The organism is Rubrivirga marina (genome assembly GCF_002283365.1).
GTDB classification, from domain to species: domain Bacteria; phylum Bacteroidota; class Rhodothermia; order Rhodothermales; family Rubricoccaceae; genus Rubrivirga; species Rubrivirga marina.
In genome coordinates, this window is sequence record NZ_MQWD01000001.1 from 2,139,023 (window position 1) to 2,156,251 (window position 17,229).

General features: G+C 73.0%; 13 protein-coding genes. 4 read left to right on the plus strand and 9 right to left on the minus strand.

All coding sequences use genetic code 11. From position 1 onward, the window contains the following. Positions 1-46 precede the first annotated feature (46 nt). On the minus strand, positions 47-1,228 hold the full coding sequence (locus BSZ37_RS08780; RefSeq protein WP_095510192.1) for a hypothetical protein: 1,182 nt from the start codon (positions 1,226-1,228) through the stop codon (positions 47-49). 151 nt (positions 1,229-1,379) lie between these two features. Further along, entirely contained in the window at positions 1,380-3,257 is a 1,878-nt protein-coding gene (aspS, locus tag BSZ37_RS08785; RefSeq protein ID WP_095510193.1) for an aspartate--tRNA ligase, read from the minus strand. A 162-nt stretch (positions 3,258-3,419) separates the two neighbouring features. Here aspS and meaB point away from each other — a divergent pair, with 162 nt between their 5' ends. The 4 genes from meaB (at position 3,420) to BSZ37_RS08805 (ending at position 7,595) form a co-directional block, all read left to right on the plus strand. Then, complete coding sequence (gene meaB / locus BSZ37_RS08790) at positions 3,420-4,358, plus strand: methylmalonyl Co-A mutase-associated GTPase MeaB (protein ID WP_218830453.1); 939 nt, start codon at positions 3,420-3,422, stop codon at positions 4,356-4,358. 88 nt (positions 4,359-4,446) lie between these two features. Further along, positions 4,447-6,054: a peptide MFS transporter gene (locus BSZ37_RS08795; protein WP_095510195.1), complete on the plus strand. Its 1,608-nt coding sequence runs from the start codon at positions 4,447-4,449 to the stop codon at positions 6,052-6,054. A gap of 102 nt (positions 6,055-6,156) precedes the next feature. Continuing rightward, complete coding sequence (gene dut / locus BSZ37_RS08800) at positions 6,157-6,618, plus strand: dUTP diphosphatase (RefSeq protein ID WP_095510196.1); 462 nt, start codon at positions 6,157-6,159, stop codon at positions 6,616-6,618. Further along, positions 6,618-7,595, plus strand: a complete 978-nt coding sequence (locus BSZ37_RS08805) for a hypothetical protein (protein WP_095510197.1) — start codon at positions 6,618-6,620, stop codon at positions 7,593-7,595. The genes dut and BSZ37_RS08805 overlap by 1 nt, the downstream gene beginning before the upstream one ends. A gap of 3 nt (positions 7,596-7,598) precedes the next feature. Here BSZ37_RS08805 and BSZ37_RS08810 read toward each other — a convergent pair whose 3' ends face one another. The 7 genes from BSZ37_RS08810 to BSZ37_RS08840 are packed head-to-tail and all read right to left on the minus strand — an operon-like array spanning position 7,599 to position 17,116. Beyond that, a complete protein-coding gene (locus BSZ37_RS08810) occupies positions 7,599-8,744 on the minus strand; it encodes a glycosyltransferase family 4 protein (protein WP_095510198.1) in 1,146 nt (381 codons plus the stop codon). Continuing rightward, the gene (locus BSZ37_RS08815) at positions 8,741-10,009 is read right to left on the minus strand and encodes a glycosyltransferase family 4 protein (RefSeq protein WP_143537603.1); all 1,269 of its coding nucleotides are present in this window, start codon (positions 10,007-10,009) and stop codon (positions 8,741-8,743) included. The genes BSZ37_RS08810 and BSZ37_RS08815 overlap by 4 nt, the downstream gene beginning before the upstream one ends. Continuing rightward, on the minus strand, positions 10,002-11,210 hold the full coding sequence (locus BSZ37_RS08820; protein WP_179299539.1) for a glycosyltransferase: 1,209 nt from the start codon (positions 11,208-11,210) through the stop codon (positions 10,002-10,004). Before BSZ37_RS08820 ends, BSZ37_RS08815 begins: the two co-directional genes overlap by 8 nt. Beyond that, positions 11,207-12,619, minus strand: a complete 1,413-nt coding sequence (locus BSZ37_RS08825) for a flippase (protein ID WP_095510201.1) — start codon at positions 12,617-12,619, stop codon at positions 11,207-11,209. The genes BSZ37_RS08820 and BSZ37_RS08825 overlap by 4 nt, the downstream gene beginning before the upstream one ends. After that, a complete protein-coding gene (locus BSZ37_RS08830; RefSeq protein ID WP_095510202.1) occupies positions 12,606-14,045 on the minus strand; it encodes an O-antigen ligase family protein in 1,440 nt (479 codons plus the stop codon). The genes BSZ37_RS08825 and BSZ37_RS08830 overlap by 14 nt, the downstream gene beginning before the upstream one ends. A 3-nt stretch (positions 14,046-14,048) precedes the next feature. After that, on the minus strand, positions 14,049-15,329 hold the full coding sequence (locus BSZ37_RS08835; protein ID WP_095510203.1) for a GumC family protein: 1,281 nt from the start codon (positions 15,327-15,329) through the stop codon (positions 14,049-14,051). Between the two features lie 5 nt (positions 15,330-15,334). Further along, positions 15,335-17,116 carry a polysaccharide biosynthesis/export family protein gene (locus BSZ37_RS08840; RefSeq protein WP_095510204.1) on the minus strand — a complete coding sequence of 594 codons (1,782 nt, stop codon included), beginning with the start codon at positions 17,114-17,116 and terminating at the stop codon, positions 15,335-15,337. Positions 17,117-17,229 lie beyond the last annotated feature (113 nt).

Here is a 17,229-nt window from a genome sequence, read left to right on the forward strand (position 1 = left end):
GAGGACGGCTAGGCCCGCCTCGGAACCGAGGCGGGAGGGGCCAGGGCTACCGGGTCGAAAAATGGAGCGTCGGGCGGGCGGCCTCGTCCTCGTGCTCCGTGGCGTAGAACGCGGCGTGGATCGCGCCGAGCGGGCGGAGGAGCAGGCCCGTCGTGGTCCCGTCGAGGATCCGCTGGAGGACAGGCCGCGAGATCGTGACGGTCGTCGTGCCCCCGCCGGGCGCGACGTCGGTGTCGAAGATCATCTGCCCGTTGATTGCTTCGTCCAGCGGCCGCCCGTCGAGGAGGCGGTCGTAGGTAACGGTCGCGTCGTCCCAGTCGGGGTCGCCGCCGAGGACCTCGACCACGCGGACCTTCCCGAACTCCATCCCGAGATCCTCTCCGTACTCGGCGACGTAGCCGCCGCCGCGGGCCACCGAGTGCGTCGTGAGCGTGAGGAGGCCGGGCCCGTCGGCCGTCGCGCCGTCGAGGCCGCCGAGGTCCCATCGGAGCACGGCCCACTGGTCACCGCCGACGGACAGCACCGGCACGGCGCGGTCGCCATCGTAGGCCCGCCAGTCGCCGAAGGCCACGTCCGGCTCGTCGGGGCGGATCGGCGCGTCGTGCGCCGCCGCGAGGTGGTGGGCGAACGACGTCACGGGCGGCGTCGGCGGGTGGTAGGGGAGGGGCTCCCCCAGGTCCGGCGCGGCCGGCGTGTCGACGACCTCGGCCCGGTACGCGTCGAGGTCGAGGTGGTACGTCCCAAGGCCCCAGTCCGTCATGCCGAGCTGGACGTAGAGCGTGTCGCCTGGGCGGACGTCGAGGTCCGTCGTGGTGTAGCTGATCGTGTGCCAGTCGGTGTCCGCTACGTCGTACTCCGCGAGGTGCTCGTGGAAGTCCGTCGTCCGGTTCGTGTTGATCATGACGTTGACCCGACGCGGCGCGTCCGAGAGCCGGATCCGGGCCTCGACGCGGAGCTCGGTGCCGGGCTCCGCGAGCCGCTCCAGATCCACGAACTCCGAGACAGGCCGCTTGAGGATGGCCCACCACACGTTGTGCCGGTCGGCCGTGGCGTCGACCGACATCCGGGCGACGCCGTCGCGGGCCTCGAAGTCCATCGTGGCGTCGCCGTCGCCGGTGAAGAAGTCCCACCCCGCGACGTCGCCGTCGTCGAAGTCGTCGACGAACTGGGCGCGGGCGGCGAGCGGCGCGAGGAGGGCGAGAGCCGCGAGGGCGAGCCGAGGCGTCATGGGAGGGCTTCCGGTGGCGGGACCCGGAAGCTAGCTCGATTCATCAGATGACTTCACACCCCCGGCTGCGCCCACCTCGGCGCCGAGGTGGGCACAGCCGGAGTCTCCGGTGGGGGAGGGAGACGTTGATCGTGTGGCGCCGTGGGCGGCCCTACGTCGGGTCCTCGGCGACCGGCCGCGTGGTGTGGACCTGGGGCGTCTCGGCCGTCGTGTCGATGTGGAGCTCCTTGAGCTGCTGCGCGTCGACGTAGTCGGGCGCGCTCGACATGAGCTCGGTGGCCTGCTGCGTCTTGGGGAACGCGATGACGTCGCGGAGCGACGAGGCGCCGGTGAGCAGCATCACGAGGCGGTCGAGACCGAGGGCGATGCCGCCGTGCGGTGGGGCCCCGTACTTCAGCGCGTCGAGGAGGAAGCCGAACCGGCGCCGGGCTTCCTCGGCGTCGATGCCGAGCAGCTCGAACATGCGCGACTGGACGTCCGAGCGGTGGATGCGGATCGAGCCGCCGCCGATCTCGGACCCGTTGAGCACGAGGTCGTAGGCCTGGCTCCGCACGGCGCCGGGGTCGCTCTGGAGCTTCCCGATGTCCTCGCCGGTCGGCGCCGTGAACGGGTGGTGCATGGCGTGGTAGCGCCCGCTCTCCTCGTCCCACTCGAGGAGCGGGAAGTCGGTCACCCAGAGGAACTCCCACGGCCCGTCGGCGCCCTCGGGGATGAGCCCGGTCTCCTTCGCCATGTGGAGGCGGAGGCCGCCCATCTGCTCGAAGACCTTGGGCTGCGGGCCCGCCAGCACGAGCACGAGGTCGCCCGCCTCGGCGCCGACGGCGTCGATGACGGCCTGCATCTTGTCGCGGCCGAAGACCTCGTCCTTGACCGACTGGCTAAAGTCGGAGCCGTCGCTCGGGAGCTTGGCGTAGAAGAGGCCGCCGGCGCCGATCTGCTTGCGGACGACGTCCTTGTCGAGCTTGTCCATCGGCTTCCGGCCGCGGTCGCCCTCCCCCTCGACGCGGATCGCCACGACGGCGCCGCCGTCGTCGAGGATCGAGTCGAACACCTTGAACCCGGAGCCCTCGACCTGCTCCGAGACGTCGGCGATCTCCATGCCGAAGCGGAGGTCGGGCTTGTCGGAGCCGAAGCGGCGGATGGCCTCGGCGTACGGCATCCGCGGGAACGGCGCCTCGATCTCGATCCCGCGCGTGTCCTTCCAGACCTGCTGAATGAGCCCCTCGACGAGGCCGTAGATCATCTCCTCCGTCGCGAACGCCATCTCGACGTCGATCTGCGTGAACTCCGGCTGACGGTCGGCGCGGAGGTCCTCGTCGCGGAAGCACTTCGTGATCTGGACGTAGCGGTCGAAGCCCGCCATCATCAGGATCTGCTTGTACGTCTGCGGGCTCTGCGGGAGCGCGTAGAACCGGCCGGGGTGGACGCGGCTCGGCACGAGGTAGTCCCGCGCGCCCTCCGGCGTCGACTTCATGAGGACCGGCGTCTCGACCTCGGCGAACTCGTGGGCGTGGAAGTAGCTCCGGACGCTCTGGTACAGCTTCGACCGGAGCATCAGGTTGTGCTGGAGCCGCGCCTTCCGGAGGGCGAGGTAGCGGTACTGCAGCGCGAGGTCCTCGCCCGGCCGCGTCGCCTTCGGGTCGTTCTCGCTCACGACGAACGGCGTGGGCTCGCTCACCGCCAGCACCTCGACGTCGGTGACGTAGACCTCGACGTCGCCCGTCGCCATCTCCGGGTTCTTCCGCTCCCGCACGCGGACCTCGCCCTTGGCCGAGATCACGTCCTCCATCCGGAGCTTCTCGGCGAGGTCGGCGAGGTCCTTGTTGAGCTCCGGCGAGAAGACGAGCTGCGTGAGGCCGTAGCGGTCGCGGAGGTCGACAAAGTTGAGCCCGCCGAAGTTGCGGAGCTGGTCGACCCAGCCCTTGAGCACGACGGTCCGGCCGGCGTCGCCCTCGCGGAGCGCGCCGCACGTGTCGGTGCGGTCGCCGTGGGTGGGGGCGTCGATGGGGGTCAGGCGGGCGTCGGCCATGGGTCTGCGGGGAGAGGGGCGGGAAAGCTAGAGGGGGCGAGGGAAGAGGATGGAGGATCGGGGATGGAGAGTTCCCCCGCGGCTCCGCCCGCCTCGGCGCCGAGGCGGGCGGAGCCGGCGTGCGCCTGCGAACTTCAGTCTCCCGTCTCCCATCTCCTGTCCGTGTCCGACGCCTCCGATCTCGACTCCGCCGTCCGTGACGGCCAGCGCCGCGCCGTGGCCCGCGCCCTCACGGCCGTCGAGAACGGGCTGCCCGGCGCGGACGCGCTCGTCGACGCGCTCTATCCGCACACCGGCCGCGCGTGGCGGATCGGGATCACCGGCCCGCCCGGGGCCGGCAAGTCGACGCTCACCGACCGGCTGGTGACCGCCTTCCGCGAGCGCGGCGAGACCGTGGCCGTCGTCGCGGTCGACCCGTCGAGCCCGTTCACGGGCGGGGCGCTCCTCGGCGACCGCGTCCGGATGGACCGCCATGCCGAGGACGACGGCGTGTTCGTCCGGTCGCTGGCGGCGCGCGGCGCGCTCGGTGGGCTGAGCGAGGCGACCGAGGCGGCCTGCGACGTGCTCGACGCGGCGGGCTACGACATCGTGCTGGTCGAGACCGTCGGCGTGGGGCAGGGCGAGATCGACGTGGCCGAGGCGACCGACACGACGCTCGTCGTCCTCGTCCCGGAGTCCGGCGACGCCGTGCAGGCCATGAAGGCCGGGCTCATGGAGGTCGCCGACGTGTTCTGCGTCAACAAGGCCGACAAGCCGGAGGCCTCGAACCTCGTCCGGGCGCTCCGGGCGACGCTCCACCTCCGCGACGTCGAGGCGCCGGCGGTGGTGAAGGCGTCGGCGCTCGAGGGCGACGGCCTCGGCGCGCTCGTGGAGGCCCTCGACGGACACCGAGCGCGGCTGGCGGCGCGGTGGGACGAGATCCGGGCCGAGCGGCTGCGGCGGCGCGTCCGGCGGCTCGTCGAGGGCCACTGGCGGCGCGACTTCTGGACCGGCGGCCGGGCCGACACGCTCGCCGAGGCGGTCCGGGAGCTCGACGCCGAGGGCCGGGCGCCGCACGCGCTCGCGGCCCGCGTGCTCGCCGGCGGCCTCCGCCGACCGTGACGTCGGGCGCCCCCTGCGCGGCTCTGGGGCTCGGGTAGGCCCTCCGCTATCTTCGCCCGTCCGGTTTTCCCCAACAGACCCCACCGATATGAGCAAAGGACCCGACGCCGAGGGCGCGAGCGACCTCGCCGCCCGCGAGATCGCCGCGATGGGCGGCTCTACCGCCACCGGCGCCCTCTCCGCGAACGACACGCGGTTCTTCGGCCACCCCCTCGGGCTCTCGAACCTGTTCTTTACCGAGCTCTTCGAGCGGGCGTCTTACTACGGGATGCGGGCCCTCCTCATCCTGTTCATGACGGCCGAGACCGTCGACGGTGGGCTGGGCTACGACGTCGGGACCTCGGCGTTGGTCTACGGGCTCTACACGTCGCTCGTGTACCTCGCGAACCTGCCGGGAGGGTGGATCGCCGACCGGATTCTGGGGCAGCGCCAGAGCGTGCTCTACGGCGGCATCCTCATCACGGCCGGCCACTTCACGATGGCCTTCGACTCGATCCCCACGTTCTACGGGGGGCTCGGACTCATCATCCTGGGCACCGGGCTCCTCAAGCCGAACATCTCGGTCATGGTGGGCCAGCTCTATGGCCCCGAGGACGGCCGCCGCGACGCCGGGTTCACCCTGTTCTACATGGGAATCAACATCGGCGCGTTTGCCGCCCCGCTGATCTGCGGCGCGCTCGCCGTCAACTACGGGTGGCACTACGGGTTCGCCGCGGCCGGCGTCGGGATGCTGATCGGCGTGATCGTGTACCTCATCTTCGGCAACCAACTCGGTGAGGTCGGGAAGCTGACGGCGGAGGCCGAGGCGGAGCGCGACGCGTCGCGGAGCCTGTTCTGGAAGGGGCTCGCCGGCACGGTCGTGTTCTTCGGCGGGCTCGCCGCGCTCATGCTCGCCGGCGTCGTTCCGGCCACGAACGGCGTCATCCAGGGGATCTACACCGTTCTCCTGCTCACGATCACGGTCGGCCTGTTCGCGTGGCTCCTCACGCGGCCGTACTGGACGGAGGGCGAGAAGAAGCGGCTGTGGATGATCATCCTCCTGTTCCTCGGCTACGCCGTCTTCCTGGCGGCGTTCGAGCAGGCCGGGTCGAGCCTCAACCTGTTCGCCGAGAACCAGACCGACAGGAGCCTCCCGGGCTGGCTCCAGTGGATCCCCGGCCTCCAGGACGGCGACACGGTCCCGGCCGCGTGGTTCCAGTCGCTGAACGCGTTCTTCATCTTCACGATCGCCCCGTTCGTCGCCATGATCTGGACGGCGCTCGCGCGGCGGAACGCCGACCCTTCGACGGCGACGAAGTTCGGGATGGGCCTCGTGCTCCTCGGCCTCGGGTTCGTGACGATGGTCGGTGCCGGGCTCGCGGCGGCCGACGGGGACGCCTCGCCGTGGTGGCTCGTCCTGACGTACCTGCTCCACACGCTCGGCGAGCTGACGCTCTCGCCGGTCGGCCTCAGCGCGACGACGAAGCTGGCGCCCGCGCGCGTCTCGTCGCTCATGATGGGCGTGTGGTTCCTCGGCGCGTCGGTCGGCAACTTTATCGCCGGCTCGATCGCCGGGTTCTACGACACGCTCGACCTCCCGGCGTTCATGGGCCTAGTGGCGGCCATCGCCATCGCGGCCGGCGTCGCGTTCTTCTTCTTCGCCGGCCCGCTCAAGCGGATGATGGCGCAGGCCAGCGACACGCCCGCCGCGGCCTGACCTCGCCCGCCTCGGTCCCCTCGTGGGGTCGCCGAGGCGGTCGCCCGGATTCTTCGCACGCCCCGCCGGCGCCGGCCGCCGGCGGGGCGTTTTCTTTGGGGCATGACCGATCTCACCGACGTCCGCGTCACCGTCCTTCCGCACGGGGAAGGCCTCGCGCTCCCCGCCCACGCCACGCCCGACGCGGCCGGGCTCGACCTCCGCGCCGCCGTGCCCGAGGCGGAACCGGTCGTGCTCGGCCCCGGAGACCACGCCCTCGTCCCGACCGGCCTCCAGATCGCGCTGCCGACCGGCACCGAGGGCCAGGTCCGCCCGCGCTCCGGCCTCGCGTTCAAGCACGGCGTGACGGTCCTCAACAGCCCGGGGACGATCGACAGCGGGTACCGTGGGGAGGTCGGCGTGCTCCTCGTCAACCATGGGAAGGCGCCGTTCGAGGTCACGCGCGGCGAGCGGATCGCGCAGCTCGTCGTCGCGCGCTACGTGCCCGTTCGGTTCGTGCCGAGCGAGTCGCTCGACGCGACCGAGCGCGGGGCCGGAGGGTTCGGGTCGACCGGGACGGCGTAGTGGCGCTCGTCTTCGTCCACCAGGGCTACAGCCCGTACCTCGAGTTCACGCTCCGCCAGGCGCGCACGGCGGACCCGGAGGCCGACGTCGTCCTGCTCGGCGACGCCGACAACGACCGGTTCCCGTTCGTCCGCCACGTCGACGCGACGGCGCCGGCCTACCGCGCGGCGACGGCCGAGGTCGCCGACGTGTACCGCCACTACTCGACGAACCGGGCCTCGTTCGAGCTCGGGTGCTACGAGCGGTGGTTCCGCCTCCGCGCGTTCGTCGAGGCGGAGGGGCTCGACGACGTGCTCGTCCTCGACTCGGACGTTCTCCTGTACGCGACCGAGGCCGAGATCCGCCGGACGCACCTCGGCGGCGCGTCGCTCGGCGTCGCCCACCCCCGCGAGCAGCCGCCGCTCGGGTGGACGACCTCGGCCCACGTCTCGTACTGGACGCGCGAGCGGCTCGGCGACTTCTGCGACTACGTCGTCCGGTCGTTCGCCGAGGCGGGAGCTCGCGCTCGCTACGAGGAGAAGTGGCGGCACCACCTCGACGAGGGGCTTCCGGGCGGCGTCTGCGACATGACCACGCTCTACCTCTACGTGACCGACACGTTCGGTCCGGAGGGTGCGTGGCCGGACGAGATCGTCAACCTGCTGTCCGTCCGCGACGGGGCCGCGTTCGACCACAACGTCGGCGAGGCCGCGAACGAGTGGCCGGGCGAGTACGTCGTCCACGGCGGGGCCAAGGCGATCCGGTGGGAGGAGGGAGCGCCCGTGGGCAAGAACCTCCGGACTGGGGAGGACGTCCGCTTCCACGCGCTCCACCTCCAGGGCCACAGCAAGGCCCGGATCCCCGCGCTGTACCGGGGCCCGGGCTTCCCGCAACAGGCGGCGATCCGGCGGCAGATGACGTCGCACTACCGCCTGCGCGGCCTCGCGAGCCGCCTCCTTCGGCCCGTCCGGTTCCTCGTCGGCCGCCTCAAACGCTGACCGCTACAGCCGTGCGAGGACGTCCTGCCACCGCGCGCCGACGGCCTCGGGGCTGAACGCGGCCTCGAACCGGGCCCGCGCAGCGACCGAGGCGGTCGCCCAGCGGTCGGCAGCGGCGAGGGCCTCGACCGCCTCGGCGACGGCGTCGGGCGAGTGGGCCGGCACGAACCGCCCTTCGACGCCATCGGTGATCATCTCCGGGAGCCCGCCTTGGCGCGTCACGACGACCGGCGTCCCGGCGGCGAGGGCTTCGATCACCGTGAGGGGCTGGGCTTCGATGGGGTAGGCCGTCGGGAGGGCGAACACGTCGGCGTCGAGGAGGAGCGCCCGGAGACGCTCCCGGTCGGAGACGCCGCCGAGCACGCCGACGCGATCGCCGAGGCCGAGTGCGTCGATCCGCTGGTGAAAGGCGGTCTCCTCCCGGTCCGACGGCCACCGCCCGACGAACGTCCCGTGTGCCTCGACGCCGCGGTCTCGGAGAGCGGCTAGGGCGTCGAGGACGTCGTCGTAGCCCTTCGACGGGATCATGTTGGAGAGGAACAGCACGCGGACGCCTGCCCGGCTCCGCCGCCGGTCTCGGGCTGCTGCGACCTCGTGGGGTGAGGGCGTGGCAATCGCGTCGATCGTGTTCGGCACGACCCACCGCTTGGCGTCCGGCACGAACGGGGCGCACCGGTCGGCGAGGCTTTCCGACAGGAACACGATGCCGCGGAGCCGGCGGACGAGCGCGCGGCCCGTCGCCGCGGTCGCGGGCGACCGGAACAGCTGGTCGAAGTCGCCGCGGTGCACGACGCCGACCACCGGGCGCCGTCCGAACGCCGGGACGACCGTCAGGAGATCACGCGCGTGCCCGAGCGCAGACGGCGAGATCGAGGGCCACAGGATGGGCGCCTCGGGGTGGGCCCGGAGCTCGCGGCGGAGCGCGCGCGGACGGCGGAGAAAGTGGAGCACGCGGCCCACCCCGAGCCGCTCCGACAACGCTCCGAAGTGGGTGTCGGGCGGGCCCACGTCGTGCCGGCTCACGTCGAAGCTCCCCCCCTCGGGCGACGTCAGCAGGGCGGCCAGCCGCTCCGTGGCGATGGCCTGCCCGTCGATGGGGGGCGGGAACCGGCCGACGACGGCGACGGGGCGGTCGGTCGCGGGGGTCATGCCTCGACGGTGTGGAAGGAGGACGCGTCGCGCGCGCCGACTCGGAGGGCCCAGAGCACGGCGCGCGCTGCGAGGCTCAGGCCGCGGTCGGAGCGTGGCTCCCCGAGGCGGACGGCTTTGTGCAACCCCTCGCCATAGGTCTCGGGCGTGAACCTCGACACGAGCGCACGGGAGTGCGCGCCGAACGCCGTCCGCTCCTCGTCGGAGAGCATGGCGAGCCGGAGCATCGCCTCCGTGAGCGCGGTCTCGTCGGTGGGGGGGAAGGTGTACCCGTTCCGGCCGACCTCGACGAGGTCGGCCGCGGCGCCCGTCCCGGTCGAGATGAGGAGCGGGAGGCCGGCCGCCGCCGCCTCGTTCACGACGAGGCCCCATTGGTCGTTGAGGGCCGGGTGGACGAACGCGCCCGCCAGCCCGTAGTACGCCGGGAGGACGGCCGCCTGCTGGAAGCCCGCGAACACGACGCCGTCTCCGGCCAGCCGCTCCAGTTCGTCCCGTCTCTCACCGTCGCCGAGGAGGACGAGTGGCCAGGGGAGGGGGCCCCCGGTCTCGGCTCGCGCTCGGTAGGCCGCGTAGGCGCGGACGAGCGCCGGGAGGTTCTTCCGCCGGATGAACCGGTTGGAGGCGAGGAAGAAGGGCACGCTCGGCTCGTCGAGGCCCGGCAAGTCACGCCACCGCTCGGGCGCCTGTCTGGCGGCCTCCGCCCCGGCCGCGAACGCCGCGTTGTTGACGACGTTCATGCCGGTGACGACCGCCTCGGGCGGGATTCCGAGGTCGATCGCGTAGGCGCCGTGTTCGGCGCCCGAGGCGAAGCACGAGTCGAACTGGCGGACGAGGGTGCGCTTGACGGCCTCCCGGAGCGGGCTCCGCGCGGCGTCGACGGCCCGGCTGTCGTAGAGCATGACGGCCGTCCGCCGGTGGCGCCGGCACCATGCCACGACCGCCCGGGCGTCCGGCGTCGAGTAGCTCGACACGGCGACGGCGTCGGGGTCGATCCGGTTGAGCGCGGCCGTCACGCCGGCTTGGATCTGGGACGGGGAGAGGTCCTCGAACACCCGGCCAGGAAACGCGACCTCGCGCCGAAAGGGCGTCGGCTCGCGCTCGACCTCCCATTCGTAGAGTCGGTCGTCGGTCGCCACGTCGAGGGCGACGGCCTCTCCGCCGTCGCGGGCGAACCGTTCGTGCGCGCCGCGGACGCGGGCGAGGTGGTACGGTCCCAGCCGCGGCCAGACCAGGCAGACGCGCCGGGGGGAGGAGGGCTCAAACACGGGTCGGTCCGGCGAGGACGTCGAGGATCGGGGCGGTGAAGGCGTCGACCGTGTGCGGGCGCACGAAGGCATCGGCGTCGGCGAGGTCCGAGTCCGAACGCGGGACCTCGAGGGCGTGCTCCAGCGCCCGTGCGAACGCGGCCGCGTCGGTGGGGTCGGCCGTGTGCCCCAAGCCGTGCGTGCGGACGGCGTGGCCCATCCACCCGTACGCCTGCGACACGACGGGCGTGCGAGACGCGGCGGCGCGGACCAGGAACCCGCTGGAGCCCACGTGCCGGTCGTAGGGCAGCGCCAGACCGTCGGCCGCGTCGACCAGCGCGGCGAGGGCCTCGGGCGAGAGGTACGCGTCGTGGAGCACGACTTGGACCCCGGCCGCCTCCGCCTCGGTGATCGCCCGGTCGAACTCGCCCCGGTCGGAGACGGCGACGCGTCCGGCAAGGACGGCCGCCGTGCGCGCGGCGACGTCCGGCCGGAGGGCGGCGAGCGCGCGGAGGCCCCGCGTGATCCCCTTCCGGTCGTCGAGGGCGCCCGCGAACGCGACGAGTTGGCGCCCCGGCTCGACGCCGTAGCGGGCGCGGACGGCCTCTCGCCCCTCGCTCGGAACCTCGGGCGGGGCCGGGTCGAGGAGCGGCCGCACACGGGCCCGCGTTCCTCGAGACAGCGCGGGGACCGCCGAGGGGTCGAGGCTCAGGACGTCTGTCAGGAGGGGGTGGCGGAGGGCGTGCCGCGTCAGCGCCGTCTTGAGCCGCTGGCGGACCTGCTCTCCGAGCGACTCGGGTGGAGAGCCGATCTCCGAGTAGTGGAGCGACGGCCGGAACAGGATGCCGCCCAGCCGCGCGACGCCGGGCAGGGGCCGCCGGGCCGCGAGCGGGGCGAGGTAGTGGTCGAGAATCTGGACGACGACTCGCTGGGCGTCGTGCCGTGCGACGGCGTCGGCGAGCGGGGTCCAGCGGTCGAGCGCCGTGAGGGTCGACAGCGACGAGCCGCGCGGTTCGCTCGCGGCCGCGAGGTCCAACTCGATGCCGGCTCGGTCGGCGGTGGCGCGGAGCTCGGGGCGTCGCGCGGCCAACTCAGCGGGCGCGCCGATCACGAGCCGTCGGCCGGCCGGCCGGGCGCGCTCCCAGGCCCGGGCGACCCAGAGGAGGTATTCCGCCTGGTGGGCGCCGACGTTCGGCTCGAAGACGAGGGAGGTCGCGGTCATGGGCCGGGGCGGAGCGCGTCGCGGAAGGCGCGGAGCCCGCCGCTGAGGGCCGCCGTCAGCGCCCAGGCCGCGAGGACCGCCGGGATCCATGCCCAGAGGGGCCAGACCGCACAGAACGCCCACGCCGCGACCCCGGCAGCGATGGCGGGCGGGACGGCCCGGAGCCACGCCGAGGCGTGGAGGGCGCCGGTGTCGCGTCTGTGGAGCGCGGCCATCCCCACGAGGATCGAGGCCTCGGTGCAGAGGGTCGCGCCGGCCGCCCCCGCGGTCCCGAACGGACCGATGAGCACGGCGTTGAGCACGGCGTTGAGCACGGCCCCGGCCGTGACGACGACGAAGTAGGCCCGCTCGCGGTCCCATGCGGTCAACGGCACGCCGTACGTCATCGCGAGGTAGACGACGCCGGCGTTGGCCAGGAGGAGCTGGAGGGCGGGCCCTGCCTCGGCGTACTCGGGGCCGAACAGGGCGTCGAGGAGGGGCGCGGCGGCGAACGGCGCCACAGCGATGACGGGCAGGCCGATCAGGAGGAGCGCGCTTGCGAACCGGCGGGCGGCCTCGGCCTTCTGCTCGCGCGTGGCCGCCCGGGCGAGGGACGGGAAGAACGCCGGGAACAGCGCCGTCGCCGGGGCCACCGCCAGGGCGTACACCTTGTAACCGGCCCCGTAGAGTCCCACCTCGGCCGTCGTCCGAAGCGCCTCGAGCATGATCTTGTCGAGGTTGTAGTACACCTCGCTCATGAACGCCGAGGCGGCCAGCGGGACGGCCGGGATCAGGAGCGCTCGCCACGACGCCGTGCTCAGCCTCGGACGCCCGAACTCGCCGGCGTACGCCACCAGCAGCACGGCGTTGGCGACGAGCGGGGCCACGCCAACGGCGACCGCCGCGACCACGACGTCCGTGCCGTCGCGCACGAGGGCGAACGCGAGGCCGGCGAGGAGGGCGGCGGCCCCGGCCGTCCGCAGCGCGACCACCCACATCCGCTCGACACCCTGGTACACCCAGTCAAGCTGGACGGCCCGGGCGACGAGTTGGAGCGACAGGATCGTGAGGGCGGCGGCGGCGGCGGCCGTCCCCGCTACCCACACCGCGATGCCGACGTAGGTCGCCGTGGCGACGAGCGCGAGCGCCAGTCGGAGCCCGAGCACGTTCGCGACCAGCCTGTGGAGCGCCGCGGCGCCGTCCGAGGCCCGGGCGATCTCGCGGACGGCGACGACATCAAGGCCCAGCGCCACCGCCAGCAGGAAGTAGGAGAGGATCGCGAGGCCGAGCGTGATCAGTCCGAACCCCTCGGGGCCGAGGACGCGCGACAGGTAGACCCACGCGGCGAAGTTGACCACGAGCGTGACGGCCTGCCCGACGCCGAGCGCCAGCGAGTTCTGACCGATGGTCCTCGCCTTAGGACCCGCCACGCTCGGCCCGGGCCGTCAGGAACGCGGCCCGATCCGCCACCCCGTTGGTGAGACCCATCAACAGCGTGACCACCAGCATCTGATCGAGGATCGAGAACGGGTTCGAGGTGACCGACGCGAGGGAGAGGGCGACGAGGGTGGCCGTCCCCCCGAGGGCACACGCCCGACTGGCGGCCTCGAGCCGCGGGTTCTGGGTGGCGACGACCCCCCGGAGGATCCCGCCGACCCACACCGTGAGCATGGCGAGGAGCCCGAAGATCCCGGTCTTGAACCACAGCGCCACGTACCCGTTGTGGAGGAAGGCCCAGTGGAGCGTGCTGTATGACACCATGTCGTAGCGCGTGACCTGGACGCCCCATCCGTACCCCAGGATGGGATTGACGCGGATCCGCTCCCACGCCGCCGAGGTCTCGGCGAACCGGTTGACGAGCGAGATGTCGCGCATCGTCGCCGTCGAGAGGGTTGCAAACCGGCGGATGGTCCCGTCGGCGAGCAGGGCCAGTTCCTCGGGGAACAGCGCGACGGCGAGCGCTGCAACGAAGGCCAGGCCGAGCGCTACGTACACCGCGATTTGGACGCGCGCGCGGCCCGGAGCGACGAGCCACAGGAACCCGAGCCCCAGCGCCCCGGAGACCCAGAAGCCCCGAGATCTCGTCAGGATGAGGGCGGCCAGGAAGGCGCCCGTCGCCACGATGCAGATCCCCCGCGTGGTCCACCGTCGCGACACCGTCAGCGCGGCGAGGCTGAGGAGGAGGCCCGACGTGATCGACGTCTCGCCCATGATGAACCGGGCGTCGGCAATCTGCCACGCGGCGTCGGCGCTGTTGACGACGGCACGGAGGGCGAGCCCGTTGGAGATGGCGGAGTAGGCGCCCAGCCAAGCTAGCCCGACCGCCACTGTGACGGCCCCTCTCGGAGAGCGCGTCGCGGCATCTTTGACGGGGAAGTACAGCGCGAATGGGAGGGTAGCCAGGAGGTCGGCCCGGAAGTCGTAGGCGTTCATCCCAAACACAACCCCGAGCACGGCTCCGAGCGGGGCGATCCCGAACAGCCACACCGCCGCGGCTCGGTCGGGCAGGGACGACACGAACCGCCGCCCGGTCGCGAGCGCCGTCGCGTACCACGTGGCGAGGTAGCCCACGAGAAGCACGCCTGCTAGGACCTCGCCGACCCCCAGGCCCTCTTCGCCACCGACGAGAAGCGCTGCTGACCCCAGCACGGTCGCCAGCTGCACCAGCGGCGAGGGCCGGCCGAGCGCGAGAGCCAGCCCGGTGGTCAGCGCGATGGGGACCGCCCACACGACCTGCGACCCGCTCGCGACGATGAGGCCGGTTACCAGGAGCACGAGCGCGCCGGCCCCGACCGCCGCGGCGACCGCGAGGCGCATCTGGAGGCGGAAGGAGGAGGCGAGGGAAGGGGCCTCCATGTCCTAAGCGCCCGCCTCCAGCCGGGCGAGCACCGAGGGCAGACGCTGGCGGATCCACGCGACGACGAGCGCCAGGACGACCGCGAGGAGCCCGACCGACAGCGTCGCCCCAATGACGAGGAGCGACCGGCGCGGTTCGGCCTTCCGGGCCGGCGGCGTTGCGGGGTCGAGGACCTGGACGGCGTCGGCATCGCGCTGTTCCTGGAGCGCGGCCTGCTCGTAGAGCGGTTGGACGGTCTCGATGATGGCCCGTTGGATCTCGAGCTCCTGGAGAACCTCGGCGTACTGACGCTGGACGCGCGGGAGGCCGCTGAGGCCGGGGAGGCCCGCCTCGGCCCCGCCCCGGAGTCGGTCGACCTGACCCCGCGCGGCCTGGAGCCCTGCGCGGGCCGACTGGACGTCGGGGTTGTCGGGTCCGAACTGGGAGAGGAGCGCTTGGAACTGGACCTCGGCCGTCGCCACCTCGGCCTGCGACGCCGCGAGCGCGGAGAACAGGGCCTCGGCTTGCGCCGTCGGCTCGACGACGCCGGAGCGCTCTTGGAGGGACTGGAGCTCGGCCTGGGCCGAGTCGAGGTCGGCGTTGGCCTGGTCGAGGCGCCGCTTGAGGAAGACCCGGTTGTCGGCCGCGCTGCTCGACTGGAACTCGATGTTCCGCTCGTTCAGCCGCGCGACGAAATAGTTCGCCATCTGGGCGGCCGTCTCGGGGTCCTCGTCGAGGACGGAGATCCCGAGGTAGTCAAAATCGAGGGCGACCTCGAACTGGGCCCGGTCGGTGAGCTCACGGACGGCCGCGTCGAACGGGTGGTCTTCGTCCTGGAGTTCGTAGCGATCGACGAGGTCGAACCGCTCGACCACGGAGGCCATCGTGGAGGGGCTCGACAGGATGGCCATGTAGCGCGTGAACCCGGCGCCACCGCCGGACAGCAGCGCGGCGGCCGTCGGGGAGATGCTGCTCAGGGCGCTCGCCATGAGGCCGCCGCCGCCGTCCTCGGGCATGAGCACGCGGGTCTCGGCGCGGTACCGGTTCGGGATCTGGAGCGAGATCGCGACCGAGGCGATCGCGGCCAGCACCGTCGCCCCGACGATCCACCACCGGCGGCGGTAGAGGACGGAGCCGGCCCACCACAGCCGGGCCCGCGAGCGGTCGGTCGCCGCCGCACGAGCCTCGTCAAGTCGGTCGGCGTCGAAGTAGTCGCCCCCATCGGGCGGGATCTCGCTGGCCCCGTCGCCGGCGGCGACGAGCCTCGAGGCGAGCACGGGGTCGGAATCGGACGGACGGGCCATGCCGGCTACTGCGCAGAGATGAAGTAGAGGATCGGGCTGATGATGGCGGCCAGCGCGGTGATGGTCTGGACCACGAACTGCCGGTTGGCCCGGGCCGCCTCCTGGTCCGCCCGCTCCGCTTGGAGCCGGAGGTTCTCTTCCTGGAGCGCCAAGCCCTCAATGGAGGGCGAGTCCGAGGTGTTCGGCCGGTCGACGAAGACGGCGTCGCCGGCCTCGACCGGCGTCTCGCGGCCGGCGGTGAACAGTCCCGTCCGCGCGTCGACGGTGTAGGTCGTGGTCGCGACCGGGCCCGGGCCGCCGGCGAGGTCGACGTAGTCGCCAGCGGTGAGGCCGGGCCGGAACGGGACGTAGCCCGGAGCCCCGACCTGCCCGAACACGCGGACGGCGCCGACGTCGTGGGGGACCACGAGCCGGTCGCCGTCGCGGAGGACGACGTCCCCGCCGCCCCGAAGGGCGGCGGGGACGTCGATGGAGAGCCGGGGGGTCGAGACGTATTCCTGGGCGTAGTAGCGGCGGCCGAAGAGGCCGAGCTCGCTGAGCTGCCCCGGCGCCGTGGCGGTCGAGTCGAAGGCGGAGACGGCCGCCGGGCGGTCGCCCTGAGGGGCCTGCGGGGACCGGAGCTGCTGGGCCCGCGCGGCCTCGGGCTCGGAGCGGACGGTGCGCTCGATGTACGCTCCCCGGACCAGCGCGTCGGGGGCGAGCCCGCCGGCGGCCTCGACGAGGTCGTCGAGGGTAGTCTCGCCCGATACGATGGGGTAGGCGCCTGGGAACGCGACGGCCCCGATGGCGCTGGCGTAGCCGGCCTGGGGCGCCGCGGCCACGACCGAGATCTGGTCCCGCGGGGCGAGGTCGAGGCGGGCCGCCTCGGCGAGGGGGACCTCGACGCTCTCCGTCTGGCTCCCCGCCCTCCGCGTCCGCCGGACGATGGCCCCGCTCCCCTCGAGGCCCAGGCCGCCCGCCACGGCGACGAGGGCCGCAGCGGTGTCGTCGGGCCGCCAGTCGTAGTACCCCGGACGCTCGACGTCCCCGCTCACGCTGATGCCCTCGCGGACCGGGTCGAACGTCGGGACGAACACGGCGTCGCCGTCGGCGAGCATCGGGTTGTACTCGAGGTCGCCCGTCGTGTAGTACCGGTAGAGGTCGACGCGGCGCTCGGACCCGTCTCGGCCCGTCACGCGGACGTTCCGAAGCGCGACGCGGCGTTCGACCTCGAACCGCGGCGGCGTCGCGTAGTCGGCCAATTCGAGCGGGTTGAGGCCGCCGGTGGTCTCGGCGATGGCGTCCTCGACCCGCCCGAGGGCCGTGACGATCTGGCGGCCGGGGAGGGGCACGGCGCCCGAGACGTAGACGGCGAACCGGCGGGGCACCGAGAGCGCCACGTCCGTCGGGACGTTGGCGTAGCGGCGGCGGAGGGCGGCGCGGGCCTCCGCGGCGACGGCGGCCAGCGTCCTCCCCGCGGCGTCGAACGTGCCGGCCTCGGGCACGACGAGGAGCCCGTCGGCCGTCACTACCGTCTCGGTCTGCCGCGGCGGGCTCGACACGGAGCCCCCGCCGACGGACACCGTGAACACGTCACCGGGCCCGACGACATACTCTCGCGGGTCCACCGGCCCCCCAAGGACGATCTCGTCCGTCGCGGACCGCGTCGCGCGAGCCGACGCGCTCAGCGCGGAGATCCGGGCCGACGACGTGGTGGGCGGGACGATCTGAGAGGCGACGTCAGGGCTCGCGAGGAGGCAGACGGCCGCGAGCACGGGCAGAGCGATCCCGCGGACGGGAAGAGGCATGGGGGCGCCGGGAGGAGAGCAGGCGTAGCAACCGTGGCCGAAGGTACGGTCCGATCTGAGAAGGCCGGTGGGATTCGGCCGGACCTCCGGGCCTCGGACGGGGTCAAAACGAG

Excerpts from the sequence above, each read along its gene's own strand:
- BSZ37_RS08780 (WP_095510192.1), bottom strand. The coding sequence starts at position 1,228 with ATGACGCCTCGGCTCGCCCTCGCGGCTCTCGCCCTCCTCGCGCCGCTC.
- aspS (WP_095510193.1), bottom strand. The coding sequence starts at position 3,257 with ATGGCCGACGCCCGCCTGACCCCCATCGACGCCCCCACCCACGGCGAC.
- BSZ37_RS08795 (WP_095510195.1), top strand. The coding sequence starts at position 4,447 with ATGAGCAAAGGACCCGACGCCGAGGGCGCGAGCGACCTCGCCGCCCGC.
- dut (WP_095510196.1), top strand. The coding sequence starts at position 6,157 with ATGACCGATCTCACCGACGTCCGCGTCACCGTCCTTCCGCACGGGGAA.
- BSZ37_RS08810 (WP_095510198.1), bottom strand. The coding sequence starts at position 8,744 with ATGACCCCCGCGACCGACCGCCCCGTCGCCGTCGTCGGCCGGTTCCCG.
- BSZ37_RS08820 (WP_179299539.1), bottom strand. The coding sequence starts at position 11,210 with ATGACCGCGACCTCCCTCGTCTTCGAGCCGAACGTCGGCGCCCACCAG.
- BSZ37_RS08830 (WP_095510202.1), bottom strand. The coding sequence starts at position 14,045 with ATGGAGGCCCCTTCCCTCGCCTCCTCCTTCCGCCTCCAGATGCGCCTC.
- BSZ37_RS08835 (WP_095510203.1), bottom strand. The coding sequence starts at position 15,329 with ATGGCCCGTCCGTCCGATTCCGACCCCGTGCTCGCCTCGAGGCTCGTC.
- BSZ37_RS08840 (WP_095510204.1), bottom strand. The coding sequence starts at position 17,116 with ATGCCTCTTCCCGTCCGCGGGATCGCTCTGCCCGTGCTCGCGGCCGTC.